Source organism: Halomicronema sp. CCY15110 (assembly GCF_016888165.1).
Lineage (GTDB): Bacteria > Cyanobacteriota > Cyanobacteriia > Phormidesmidales > Phormidesmidaceae > Halomicronema.
In genome coordinates this window covers 1-12,326 of record NZ_JACSWC010000220.1, presented here as the reverse complement: position 1 = coordinate 12,326, position 12,326 = coordinate 1, and the positions used below count along the sequence as shown (strand labels likewise).

At 54.3% G+C, this 12,326-nt stretch carries 11 protein-coding genes; 7 read left to right on the top strand and 4 right to left on the bottom strand.

Going from position 1 to position 12,326, the window contains the following annotated elements:
* Positions 1-273: 273 nt before the first annotated feature.
* The 5 genes from JUK32_RS08040 (at position 274) to JUK32_RS08020 (ending at position 4,835) form a co-directional block, all read left to right on the top strand.
* Complete coding sequence (locus JUK32_RS08040; protein WP_204138338.1) at positions 274-1,035, top strand: DUF3120 domain-containing protein; 762 nt, start codon at positions 274-276, stop codon at positions 1,033-1,035.
* Between the two features lie 196 nt (positions 1,036-1,231).
* Positions 1,232-2,002, top strand: a complete 771-nt coding sequence (locus JUK32_RS08035; protein ID WP_204138337.1) for a DUF2993 domain-containing protein — start codon at positions 1,232-1,234, stop codon at positions 2,000-2,002.
* 306 nt (positions 2,003-2,308) lie between these two features.
* Positions 2,309-3,700: an HD domain-containing phosphohydrolase gene (locus JUK32_RS08030; protein ID WP_204138336.1), complete on the top strand. Its 1,392-nt coding sequence runs from the start codon at positions 2,309-2,311 to the stop codon at positions 3,698-3,700.
* 19 nt (positions 3,701-3,719) lie between these two features.
* Complete coding sequence (locus JUK32_RS08025) at positions 3,720-4,340, top strand: pentapeptide repeat-containing protein (RefSeq protein WP_204138335.1); 621 nt, start codon at positions 3,720-3,722, stop codon at positions 4,338-4,340.
* Between the two features lie 27 nt (positions 4,341-4,367).
* On the top strand, positions 4,368-4,835 hold the full coding sequence (locus tag JUK32_RS08020) for a DUF4079 domain-containing protein (RefSeq protein WP_204138334.1): 468 nt from the start codon (positions 4,368-4,370) through the stop codon (positions 4,833-4,835).
* Positions 4,836-5,112: 277 nt separating this feature from the next.
* On the opposite strand, the gene JUK32_RS08015 is transcribed toward JUK32_RS08020, so the two are convergent.
* Positions 5,113-6,327, bottom strand: a complete 1,215-nt coding sequence (locus tag JUK32_RS08015; RefSeq protein ID WP_204138333.1) for a glycosyltransferase family 2 protein — start codon at positions 6,325-6,327, stop codon at positions 5,113-5,115.
* A 408-nt stretch (positions 6,328-6,735) separates the two neighbouring features.
* Here JUK32_RS08015 and JUK32_RS08010 point away from each other — a divergent pair, with 408 nt between their 5' ends.
* On the top strand, positions 6,736-7,362 hold the full coding sequence (locus tag JUK32_RS08010; protein ID WP_204138332.1) for a methyltransferase domain-containing protein: 627 nt from the start codon (positions 6,736-6,738) through the stop codon (positions 7,360-7,362).
* Between the two features lie 185 nt (positions 7,363-7,547).
* Here JUK32_RS08010 and JUK32_RS08005 read toward each other — a convergent pair whose 3' ends face one another.
* Both JUK32_RS08005 and JUK32_RS08000 read right to left on the bottom strand, forming a co-directional pair.
* The gene (locus JUK32_RS08005; protein WP_204138383.1) at positions 7,548-8,678 is read right to left on the bottom strand and encodes an aldo/keto reductase; all 1,131 of its coding nucleotides are present in this window, start codon (positions 8,676-8,678) and stop codon (positions 7,548-7,550) included.
* Between the two features lie 46 nt (positions 8,679-8,724).
* Positions 8,725-9,234, bottom strand: a complete 510-nt coding sequence (locus tag JUK32_RS08000) for a bifunctional nuclease family protein (RefSeq protein WP_204138331.1) — start codon at positions 9,232-9,234, stop codon at positions 8,725-8,727.
* A gap of 293 nt (positions 9,235-9,527) precedes the next feature.
* Between JUK32_RS08000 and ribE the strand changes: the two genes are divergently transcribed.
* Entirely contained in the window at positions 9,528-10,193 is a 666-nt protein-coding gene (gene ribE, locus JUK32_RS07995) for a riboflavin synthase (RefSeq protein ID WP_204138330.1), read from the top strand.
* A 91-nt stretch (positions 10,194-10,284) separates the two neighbouring features.
* Here ribE and JUK32_RS07990 read toward each other — a convergent pair whose 3' ends face one another.
* A complete protein-coding gene (locus tag JUK32_RS07990) occupies positions 10,285-12,213 on the bottom strand; it encodes a bifunctional diguanylate cyclase/phosphodiesterase (RefSeq protein ID WP_204138329.1) in 1,929 nt (642 codons plus the stop codon).
* Positions 12,214-12,326: the final 113 nt, after the last annotated feature.

Here is a 12,326-nt window from a genome sequence, read left to right as displayed (position 1 = left end):
TGATGCCTGCGGAAATTCTAGCGGTTGAATCGCGAGCAGGTGCAGACTTCTAAATTATAAGTTAACATCCCCCTATGGGGGATACCCTAAACCGCTAGAAGCAGGTCTTGCAAAGGGTTTTCACTCCGCTCTCTACACCGAGAAGTCAGTTTTAAATCAATAACCAACCTTAAATTTATGCTTGTTTTAATTATTGAGGTCGTAGTCAAGCGGCTGACCAGGTAATAGATTTTTAGCAGAATGATTTGCCCAAGTTTTCGAGATCCGGGCTGAATGCACGACTCAACGTATTTCAATGCGATCGCGATCAGGATTCCGGCGATCGCCTCGGGGCCATCGGGGTTCCTGGCATTGATTCCAAAACAGTTAGCTGCCGCCATCGATGCCCTATTGCTGAATCCCCGTTCTGCGGGTCTCGGCATTACTCTCGGCATTTTCTTGGTATCGGTACCCGTCTTTTTTGAAGCCCCCCTGGTGAGGACTGCCCCGGTGCTATGTGTGGCGCTGACGGCGGTGTGGGTATGGCTGGGGGAGCAATGCCGTCCCCACCCTCGTACCGCCTTTGTCGGTGAACTCTGCGTGGGGTTGAGCTGGAGTTGGCTCGCGGGAGCCATTTACTGGGGCTGGTTTCGGTGGGAGCCGCTGTGGCATTTGCCCATCGAATCGATCGGTCTGCCCATCGCCCTCTGGGGACTCTATCGAGGGCGGCATCGCGTCGGGCATTGGTTTTACCTGGGCTCGCTGTTAGGCACTGCCGTCACCGATTTATATTTCTACCGTCTGCACCTCATGCCTTACTGGCGAGCCATGATGGTGGCCCCCCCAGCCGACGGCATCACCATCGTGCAAGCTGCCTTCACCCAGATTCAAACTGTGGAAGGGGTGATGATCGCGATGGCTTGCGCCGCATTCTTATTACTCTTGGCCTGGATCGGCGGGCGATCGCGCCAGCGCCACTACTGGGTGTTTAGCGGCACCCTCGTCGGCACTTTGCTGGTCGATAGCTTATTTGTGGTGTTAGCCAGCCTGCCGTGACTGCCATTGGCGGTCGGCGACGTGACCATGGCCGCCATCGCCACAGAAGATTAGTGATACGGTGATAGCAGCCTTTGTGTCGCTTCGATAACCGCTATTTATGCTCGGCATAGAATATTTTTTCTGCGGTTGACGCAATAATTGTTAACAAATAGTTACAATGGTTGTACGAGTTCACCTCCTACATTAAGGCGAGATGACATCAATTGTGTTTGGTAATTTGCCAGTGCCCGGTCAGAGCGGCGATCGCGTCGTGAGTAAAGCTGTTACCGCAGCCATCTCGGCGCTGTTTAAGCAGGCCGAAAAATTGGAAGCGATTGTGCGGGCAGAGCCGGTAGCAAAGCTTTTTCAGGGCAGTGTTGACGGCTTTGACTTCATCGGCAAAGGGTTGCTGATGCACAGCGGCTTGCGAGTCGAGTCTATGGAGTTCTACGTGCAGTCGGTAGCGATCGACTTTGGCGCTATTTTCAAGGGTCAGGTCAAGCTAAAGCAGTCGACCCAGGCCAATATGCGCATTGAACTGTCCGAGGATGACCTTAATGCTTCTTTCAATACAGATTTTCTGATTGAGAAGATGCAAAAGCTCACCTTCAAGGGCGAGAATCTCAACTTTGAGACTGTGCAACTCAAGATTCAAAATGACGGTTCGCTCAAACTCGATAGCCGCATTCGGGTGGGCTACGCGGCTGAACGACAGCAAATCAGTTTGACCACTCAGCTGGAAGTGGAGAATCGGCAGCGGATCCAATTTTCCAACGTGAGCCACGGCAGTGAATCCACCGACCTGGAATTATCCCAGGCCCTGGTTGAGCACCTTAACAACATGTTGGATTTAGATAAGTTTGCGCTGGACGGCATGCAGCTGCGGGTCGATCAGTTAAGGCTGCGGAATCAAAAGCTGACGCTGTATGGCATGGCCAATATCACGAATTTTCCGCGTCGAACCGCGACGCAAGCAGCGGCCTAGGCAGTGGCCTAAGACCTGGTGGACCGACGGCATGAACTCTTCCCCCTCGAAAAAAGTGGTAAGAAGCGGGTGCTCTCGCCCGTTGCAAGGGCGGCGGGTACTGGTGCAGCTCGTTAAATCGCCAATTTCCTAATCCAGTAATGCCGCATTGTGAGGGCTCGTTGTTGCGTCGAGGCTGAGTTTGACGGTTTTTGCCATGTCGGTTAACGCCTTTCCAGTAAGATAAACGAAGTGCGCTTGCATGATTGATGAGTGAAATCATGCGAGAAGTTATTAATGACATTTGGGGTCGTAGCCGCAACTAGGATGGATTCGAATTCAACGCTTAACCAACTCAAAGCGGCGCTCCCGTCCGGGCAGTTGCCCTCTAGCTATCGCGTCTACTTTAAAAACACGCTGATTGCGCTCTGTCATGCTTTAGAAGATCACATTCTCAAAAGTACGGCTCAACATACTGGGCAAGAACCTTTGGTACTAGTGACTTTCCAGCAAGGGAAGTGGTACATGCAGGAGGCCGATCGCTATCTGAGTATTGCCCAAAGTTCGGCCGCGGTGGCGATCGCCGCCTGTGCCGACAGTGGCCTGGAAAATCACCCCACGGGTCAGCTAGATAACGTGTCAATGGTTGAGTTATCTCTCGATGACAGCCTGGTTCACGAGTGGAATCTGATTATCGTGGCCCCTGGTTACACCGCCATGGTCCTCTGCCACGAGTTGTCGCCCGAGGAGTATCAAGCCGATACCCAACCCCGCAGCGATGTTGAGCGCAAATTTTATGGGCTGTGGACCTTTGACCGAGTCGCCGTTGAAGCAGCGGCTGCCATCTTGGTGGAACGGATGCGTCCGTATGATGCGGCACTGGCTGATCGCCTGACGGCTTTGCAGCAGCAGATGAGCACGACCCCCGACTCCATCCCTATCGATTTAACGAGCGTCGTGTCGCGCATTGTGAACTATTTGCAAGACAGCCAGGAGCATCTCATCACGGCCAGCCGTCAAGCCCAAGAGCTGTGGGAACTGGAAGGCCATGCCCTGCGAGTCAACCGCAACATGACGGCTAACAAGCTGCAAGCCTTTTTGCGTATGGCCCAGCGAGTCGACGAGCGTGACCAAGATAATCCCCTCGCTTCTTTGCAAGTGGCGGCTTTGGCTGAAACCCTCGGACAAATTTTGGATTTGCCGACTATTCGCCTGCGCCGACTGCGATTGGCCGGGTTACTATTCCGTATTGGGTTGGCCGAAGCGCCCATAGAAGTGTTTAAGCAGCCTGCCAGCCAACTCCGCGAGTCAGAATTGGTGACTTGGAATAATCGGGCCTACTTGGGAGGGCAGCTGCTCGGGGCCATGGCCGAGTTAGAGCCCGTGCGACTCATCGTCAGCCACCAGCTGGAAAACTGGGATGGCAGTGGTCGGCCCGATGGTTTGCGCGGCGAGTCGATTCCGTTAGAATCTCGCACCTTGCGGTTGGCGGCCCACTTTCAAGAACTGACTCAGTCGCGGGGCGATCGCCCGGCTCTGTCGCTAAGTGATGCACTAGACAAATGTCTCCAGCACAGTGGCACCCGGTTTGATCCCACGCTGCTAGAACATTTGTCAACGATTGTGCGTTTGACCGAAATTGGCATGATGCAACTGCCTGAACGTCCTAGCCAGCTTCCCAAAGTCTGGTTAGAAGAATCGTTATCCTCCGTCAATTAACCCTAATGCTGCTCGGATTATGACTTCGTCTACCACTTCATTGCCTTCACCGCTGGATATCACTGCTGTGCGTGCAGGACAGCACCAAGACCTCAGTGACGCTGGGCTCGCGGGACAAGATTTGTCGGGGGCTAACCTGGTGGGGGTCAATTTGGCGAGAGCCGACCTCGCGGGAGCTAACTTGGCTGGTGCCGATCTGAGCCACAGCAATCTGCGGAGTAATTTACGTGGGGCTAATTTGGGGGGCGCTAAGCTGGTGGGAGCTGATTTCCGCAATGCGGAACTACAGGGCAGCATTTTAATCGAGGCCCGGTTCCAAAGCACGAGTTTTGCGGGGGCTTTTATGGCGGGGGCCAACCTCAGTCAAGCAAATTTGGCCGGCACCGATTTTCGGGGTGCGGACCTGCGTGGGGTTGATTTGCGCGGGGCCCAACTGGAGCAAGCTGATTTCAGTAATGCCAATTTGGCCGGAACGAACTTTGCCGATGCCAATCTTGAAGAAGCTATTTTGTCCGGGGCGATTGTGCGCGGCGCTAATTTTGCCGGGGCCAATTTGCTTTGCATCGAAGGCGAAGGCGTGGCTTGGGAAGGGGCTTGTCTCGACGGCGCGGCGAGTGCAGGTAGTATCCTAGACTCCTAGGCTGCACGTGAACCGGAGACAACGGTTTTGAATCTTCCTTCTTTTATCTGGCTGTGGCGCATTGCCGCCTGGTCAATGGGACTGGCGGTGTTTTTGTTTGTGAGTTTGTTGGTGATCGGCGGCTGGATGCGCTATCTCCGGCTTCAGCAATCAACGGTGCCGAGCCTTGATGAGCCCACTGCAACATTTCTCGGATGGCGGCGTCTACACTTTGCCCTGGGCGTGGTGTTAGTGCTCACGGTGCTGCTGCTGCTGAGTATCGGTGTTGTTGGCACGCTGGGCCATTTTGGTAGTTTGGGGCACTCACCCCATTTACCCGCTGGTCTTACCGTGGTGGCTCTGACGTTAGCTTCAGCTTGGTCAGCCACGCAGATCAACCATCCGCAAAAACCCTGGGCGCGATCGCTCCATCTCACTCTGAATGGCCTGTTGATGATTGCCTTAGCCCTCGTCTCGTGGTCGGGCTGGGTAGTCGTGCAGAAGTACCTGCCTTGAAAATTATCTAAGTCAAGGGACGGTTCCCTTTTCCTGCCTCGTGACTACCGGGTTGGCCAATAGGGGAACGTTCCCTGTGATATGGGGGAGGGCATCATCTCCAATGCTTATTTAGAGACGTGCTCGCAATAAAAGTACCGGATCCGCACTTGAATTCATCCCACCTACCCACCCCCTCACTGACTCACCGACCCATCATTACCGAGATTTTTATTTTCCCGTCGATCCCTTAGCTTGCTGTACTCAGTATCTTGCATCGTTGTCTTGAACCAGTGGCTTATTTCGGAGAGCTGGATTTCGCTTGAGAACGCTCCGTACGTACCCAGTCAGACTGCGGCTTAACTAAAAACTTGAAATATAGCGGAATCTTCCAGAGTAGGTAACCGGCAAAGGTGACCAAGCTGCCGAGGGGGATATCTTGACGTGCAAACCGTAGCCAAGCCGTCGCGATCGCGATGAACAACAGTCCTCCTGCGATCGCGGTGACCAATATCGGTAACCATCCCAGCCCGACCCCAGCCGCTAATCCGGTCAAGCCGACAGCCAGTACCCAGAGCATCACCAGCAAAGTCAATGGCGGAACGGCGAGATCCAAAGCTAGGGCGAACAGATCCATGCGTCCTTGCTGGAAGCTTTGCCCCAAAAGCTGGGGCACGTAGTCGCGCAAGACGGTAAGGTGACCATGCTCCCAACGGGTGCGCTGGCTGGTGGCCGCTTGGGTGCTGTCGGGCAATTGCCCCATGACTTGCACATTTGGGTCAAACAGTGGCGGATGACCTGCGATCGCTAGATCTAAGCCTAGCTTCATGTCTTCCACAATGTGACCACTAGCCAGATCCACCGTCATTAATACCGACCAGGGAAAGGCCATGCCCGTACCAAACAGTAGGCTCGGCAACCCGAGCTGTCGCATCCCGAGGGGACGCACCCAGTTTTTGACCGTAATTGCAAAGGCCGAAATCAGCGCTTTGCTGCTGGGTGCATCAGGGACGGCGAAGAGATAACGAGACTGGACGGGACGCCCGGTGGTCAGCGCCTGCGCTGCCAGCGTCAGCAAAGAGCCTCCTGTAGTCAGGCAATCGGCATCCATCATGACCACGACATCTGGCGCATCGGCGGCCAGTGCTCGTAGGCCAAAATCGAGGGCGTAGCCTTTACCGCGACGCTGAGCATCTTGCCGTTCTAGCACCTGCGCTCCCGTTGCCCGGGCCACGTTGGCGGTGTCGTCGGTGCAGTTATCGGCAATTACCAATAACGTGTCTTGGGGGCGCAACTGCTGCTGAATGCTTTGTAAAACAGGGGTGATGTTGCTGGCTTCGTTATGGGCGGGCATCAGCACGGTTACCTTGGCTGCTGTGTCCAGGCCATCAGTATGGGGTCGAATGGTTGGCAAGATAGCGGCAATCACGCATTCCACTACCAATACCCCAATCGGCAGCGCGACCGCGATCGCCACCAATAGCAACACACTCTGAGCAACAAATAGCACCATATCAATCAATCACCATAGGATTAAAATAGCCGTGGCTGAATTGGGACCATTGAAAAGTTACTCCGCCCTTCAAGCCCTCGACACCTAACAAGACGCCAAAAAAATTACGCAATATATCGCCCTCATCCTACAAAAGGTTTTGGCCGTTCCTGAGGGGCGGGCGAGGACTTTACAAGAGCTTCACAGTGGCAGGGGAATTCTGGGAAAACCTCATCAACGTGACGTCCAGCCGCCGAAATTTCACGTTCATCAGGATCACAGTTGTTAGGAATATTGCTGGGTCAAATGCCCTGACAAGAGCCAGTGTCGGGAGGACGTGGACTGTCCTCAGTCCTGGCGTTTCAAAAGTATTCATAACCCGTCACAATAAAAGCGTCCTCTCAAGCGATCGCCGCTCCTGCTGACATCATGACTGTTCCCGCTGATTCTGCCTCCGACCGCGCTGCCCTCGCGCCCGATTTTTGGGAAAGTCGGTATCAAAATGGCACTGCCCGCTGGGATCTGGGACAACCAGCACCGCCGTTAGTGCATCTATTTACGTCGCCGGATGCGCCAGAGCGGGGCCGGGTCGTGGTGTTGGGCAGCGGCCACGGACATGACGCGGTGTGGTTGGCTCAGCAAGGGTTTGAGGTGACGGGGGTAGATTTTGCGCCAGCGGCGATCGCGGCTGCTAGTCGGCTGGCAGCCGCGGCTCAGGTGTCGGTCACTTGGCTACAGTGCGACATCTTTGACCTATTACCCGCCTACGAGCAGCAGTTTGACTACGTGGTTGAGCACACCTGTTTTTGCGCCCTAGCCCCTGACTTGCGCGAGCGTTACGTCCAGCTCGTCCACCAATTACTCAAGCCCGATGGGCAATATATTGGGTTGTTTTTCACCCACAATCGTCCGGGTGGCCCTCCCTTTGGCAGTCATCCTGATGAACTACGCCAGCTCTTTGCCCCGCACTTTGAGCTGCGTCACCTGGCGCGGACACCTCATTCCGTCAGCGATCGCCTCGGCGACGAGCATCTGGGCCTATTTGATAAAGACTAGCTCAGGGCGCAAAGGCTGCTGTAATTTGTTCCACCCCACATTTCGCCCTTTGAATTGTTATATCGAGAATTGAATGGCAAAAGTTGCTCGTTGATGGGGCGCATTCACGGGCTTGATGGGTGCTGCCCCTAACAGCGGAATGTGGGCTGGTTTCCTAGCCCATAGGGAAGCGTCCCCTAAAGCTGCTATCCCCAGAGGCGTCGTCGTTCTGGGCCATTGAGTCTTTGATGGGCATCGCGCAACAGGTTGGGAATCTGTAGCCCACTGGGGCATCGGGGAAGACAGTCGCCACAGTCGGTGCAGCGGTTACCCTTCCGACCCGGAAACCAGTGCCCCGCATTTTCAAACATGCGGTAGCGATACTGTCCATATTCAGTCATGTCGTAGGCGATCGCCAGATTCCTTAACCGCAGCACTTCGGGGATATTGATCGATTCGGGGCAGGGCAAACAGGCATAACATTGGTGGCAGCGATCGCTACCCAACGTATTCTGAGCCGCCGCTTCGAGTTGGTCAAACGCCGCCTGTTCTTTAGCGGTGAGGGGCTCGGTGCGATCGCTCACCCGCAGCGGGGCGGTCAACTCTTCAGGCTTGGCGGGGCCAATGCTCAGGGTGGTGATGGCGGCTTGGCTGAGCAGCCAACGATAAGTCAAAGGCAGCGGTTCAAAGGGGACGCAGAGTTCGCGCAAGCGATCAGGAGGAGTGTAGAGCAGGCCGCCCTTATCCGCCGGTGAAATGATGAATATCCCCAAATCATGCTGCTGAGCGAGTTCTACCGCTGCGGCAGGGCGACGAAAAAAAGCGTAGTAGTGCAGATTGACAAACGCAAACAGTCCGGTACGGATGGCCTGCTGAATCAGCGCTAAACTGCCGTGGGTCGAAAAGCCGATGTGACGTACCTTGCCTGCCTGTTGGGCCGCTTGCAGAGCAATCATGCAGCCATCCGGGGCTTGCACCCAGGCCAGATGCTCTGGCGTGTTCAAACCGTGAACGGCGAGGCAGTCGATCGCGTCAACCTGCAAGCGCTGTAGCGACTCGTCGATATGGGCGGCCATCGTCGCGGCGTCAGCGGTGGGCGGAATTTTGGTGGTGATGATGAGGCGATCGCGGGTGGCCTTCCCCAACCTCTGCAACGTTTGACCCAGCAACACTTCGCTCTGGCCATAGCCCCGGGCCGTTTCAATATGGTTGATGCCCTGGTCAATGGCGGCGCTGACAGTGGCTGCAAAAGTGTCAGCCGTGGAGAGCGATCGCATCGTGCCCAGCGAAAACACCGATAGCTGCAATTCGGTTTTGCCAAATCGGCGATACTGCATCGTGCCGCATTTCACCCGCGCATCCGGCTCCCGCTCACCGCCCTGTTCACTGTTCAAACGTGTCGTTGCTGATGCCGCCCTGTTGGGTAAAGTCAGAGGGGCTCAAATTGGATATGAAATCTCGGAAAGCTTGCTTTTCCGCTTCGTCAGCAGCGCGATCAACGGGGATCGACGCATCCGCAATGACTTCCTCCATGACCCAAATCGGAGCGTCTAACCGCAGGGCGATCGCGATCGCATCACTAGGTCGTGCATCCAACTCTTTCCGGGTTTCTCCGGCGCTCAACGTCAGCAGGGCATAAAAGGTGTTGTCCTTCAACGCATGGATGACGATGCGTTCTAACGTCATCTCCCAATCGTCGATGAGATTGACAAATAAATCATGGGTCAAGGGCCGAGGAGCCTGTTGATTTTCCAAGGCACCAATGATGGATTTGGCCTGATCTTGTCCGATATAAATGGGTAGGGCGCGGCGATCTTCGGTATCTCGCAAGAGCACCACAGGATTGCGTGAAATCGCGTCGAGGGCAATACCAGCGACTTTCATCTCAATCATTAGCTTGGCCTCTACAACTCACTGGACGGGATCAAGGGTGGGAAAGCTCCACAATTTAGTGTGATTCTAAGCGATAGCCACCGCTTTGAGGACTGAGTCTTTCACTCCATGACTTGACTCGCAACGGAGGCAAAAGGTTCGGCTCGGGCCTGACCTCGCTGCTCCCGGTGATCAAGACAACCTGACATCAGCATGGATGTGTTGGGAGGGAAAAATCGGTATCGTTTCTAAGTATGCCCTTATATTTCAATGTGTGGGGCCAGATGTCGTGAATATTTTGGGATGAAAATTTTGTGTTTACAGGCTTAATACAAACGCTAGGAAAGTTAACACGACTCGACTCCAACCATCTCAAGATTGTCTGTGACGGGCCAGGTAGCGATCGCCTGCTGGCCGATTTGGACTTGGGAGACAGCATCGCCGTGGATGGCGTGTGCCTCACCGTCGAAACTGCCCTGGCCAATGGCTTTATCGCGACAGCCTCACCAGAAACATTGGCGAAATCCAGTCTGGGAGATGTTGTGGATGGCGGCTGGGTGAACTTGGAAAGCTCCCTGCGGGTAGGCAGCAAAATCGGCGGGCATTTTGTCACCGGGCATGTAGATGGCCTCGGTCGGTTGGAATCAGCGGTTTCAGACGCCACGTCTTGGGAATTGCGATTTGCCGTGCCCTCGCCCCACGTCGCTCGCTACATCGTGCCCAAGGGCAGCATCGCGGTGAATGGCATTAGCCTCACCGTGGCTGATTGCAGCCCCAGCGGTGACTGGTTTACCGTGGCCGTGATTCCCGTGACCTATCACGAGACCAATTTGCAATACCTGCAGCCCCAGCAGGCGGTGAATCTAGAAGGCGACGTATTGGGCAAGTATGCCGAAAAATTCCTGAATCTAGGGCCAGTCCACGGAGCAACAGAACCGGATATCGCCCTCGACTTTTTGGCTGAGCATGGTTACGTCTAGCCACATGAGCGAGTTGTCAGCTGGTCGATGATGGGTGAACGGGGCGGTTCGGTTGGGAAAATGGACTGCCCTCAACCGTTCCAGGGTTCGTTTACTCGGTGCGCGCGTGACTCCACTCTGCTTCCAATACCGCTTCCATTGCTGCTGCTGCGAGGGGCTCGCCGTGCTCAAAGTAAAAGCCCTGGCCAAACTGCACGCCTGACTTCGTCAGAGCCTGAGCTTGGTACTGGGTCTCAATGCCCTCAGCAATCACCTCCATGCCAAAGTGATTGGCGATCGCACAAAAGGCGTCGCATAACAGCAGCGAGGCTTGCGGTCCAGAAATGAAACTCCGGTCAATTTTGAGCACATCAAATAGACCCCCAACCTGACTGACCACACCGAGACCGTTATAGCCAGTGCCCGCGTCATCAATGGCCCAGCCTGCCCCAAACGACTTCAAAGTCTTAATCATGTTGAGCACAGCCGCTTGCGATAAATCGGCAAAATCCTTTTCCGTGAGTTCAAACCCAAAAGAGTTGTTCTTCAGAATGCCTTGCTGCAGAACCTTTTGGGCATGCTTGAGAAACTCAGACCTAGTTAAGTCGTAGGCACTAAGATTGATGCTCATTTTCATCGATTGATCAAAGCGGTTCCAGACACAAGCCTGCCGATAGGCCTCAGCCAAGACATAATCTGTGATGAGCCCGATGAGGCCGGATTTTTCAGCCATGGGGATAAAATCCTGCGGCAGAATTAGTCCTTTCTCGGGATGTTGCCACCGCACCAGGGCTTCAAACCCCACAGTCGGATGACTCGGCTCTTGCAAATTAACGACCCGCTGATAGAACAACACAATTTGTCCGTCGATGATCGCCTGCTTCAGCTCCTTTTCAAACACATATCCCCGCTGGGCCCGCTCTCCCATTTCCGGCTCATACAAGACCACTGGGGAATATTTTTCCCGATCAGCTTTGCGCGTGTTCAGGGCAATATCGGCCAGACGAATCGCACTGTCTAAGGAGTCGTTTTTGATGGCCAGATAAACGCCCACCGAGACCCCGACATTCAGAATCAACTCATCTACCGAATAGGGTTTTTGGATGGCATCGTGAATGCGCCAGGCCGTTTCTAGCGCAATCTCTTGGGGAGCCGCATCGGCAATGGCCATCAAAACTAAAAACTCATCTCCCCCTAATCGAACCAGGAGATCTTTGGGGCGAGTACTGTGTCGAAGGCGATCTGCGACCTGTCTCAGCACCTCATCGCCGACGATATGGCCTTGGAGATCATTCACTTGTTTAAAGCGATCAAGATCCAAGTACAACAGAGCGTTGAACTTGAGAGGCTGATCTAAGATCTGGCGATTATAGAGTCCGGTTAACCGATCAAAAATGGCCGCATTTTTAAGGGTGGTGATATTAGCAAACGTCACCCCAAACCCCTGGAGGAGTGGAAATGAGCGATTTTGAAACCAGCCCAGCTCTGGGTAGGAAAATTCTGCGGTGATATTTTCGCCCTGGGTGCTGCGGCAATATTGCTCAAACAGGCCACTCTCTAGATGGTGCGGCATGGCCTGAATGAGTAGCCTGCCAGTCATCGGTTCAGGGGAGCCATGCCGCCGAGCGTAGTCATTTTCGAGGGTGCAGCGGAAATCGACAATTTCGTTGGTTTCGCTATCTCGCACCGCATCAAACGCCATCATGCCGATCTGCGCATTGTCTAAAAAGCCTTGCAGTAGGCGCTGAGCTCGCAGTTGGCCGATGAAGTGATCGGCTAGCCCACGGGTACTCACGATCAGGGCAATGGCTTCGAGGCCACTAATCACAGCGCAAGGATAAATCGCGGGAGAGTTATGCCCTAAAAGATGGGTCAGGGCACAACTCAAAATAAAGGCTGAAAATAGTCCCAAATGAGCAAAAAGCTGCCAGGGTAGTTGATATCGGCGGAGTCTCCACAGCCAATAAACTAGACAAAAAGGAATAATGAGATAAGCGATCGCGGTGGCGATATTAGCTGTTTGAAGGGCAGTCAGCTCCACATCACTATGCTCCTAAGGATGATTTCTGAGGCCATCTTGCTCACTGGTGCAGAAAAGTTTTGGGAGCAAAGTATCGGTAGTCTCATCGTGAGAAAGTCGTCACTTTCGAGAAC

What these genes read in the sequence shown, in the direction of transcription:
- JUK32_RS08030 (WP_204138336.1), top strand. Translation starts at nt 2,309, where the DNA reads ATGGATTCGAATTCAACGCTTAACCAACTCAAAGCGGCGCTCCCGTCC.
- JUK32_RS08015 (WP_204138333.1), bottom strand. Translation starts at nt 6,327, where the DNA reads ATGGTGCTATTTGTTGCTCAGAGTGTGTTGCTATTGGTGGCGATCGCG.
- JUK32_RS08025 (WP_204138335.1), top strand. Translation starts at nt 3,720, where the DNA reads ATGACTTCGTCTACCACTTCATTGCCTTCACCGCTGGATATCACTGCT.
- JUK32_RS08010 (WP_204138332.1), top strand. Translation starts at nt 6,736, where the DNA reads ATGACTGTTCCCGCTGATTCTGCCTCCGACCGCGCTGCCCTCGCGCCC.
- JUK32_RS08035 (WP_204138337.1), top strand. Translation starts at nt 1,232, where the DNA reads ATGACATCAATTGTGTTTGGTAATTTGCCAGTGCCCGGTCAGAGCGGC.
- JUK32_RS08000 (WP_204138331.1), bottom strand. Translation starts at nt 9,234, where the DNA reads ATGATTGAGATGAAAGTCGCTGGTATTGCCCTCGACGCGATTTCACGC.
- JUK32_RS08005 (WP_204138383.1), bottom strand. Translation starts at nt 8,678, where the DNA reads ATGCAGTATCGCCGATTTGGCAAAACCGAATTGCAGCTATCGGTGTTT.
- JUK32_RS08040 (WP_204138338.1), top strand. Translation starts at nt 274, where the DNA reads ATGCACGACTCAACGTATTTCAATGCGATCGCGATCAGGATTCCGGCG.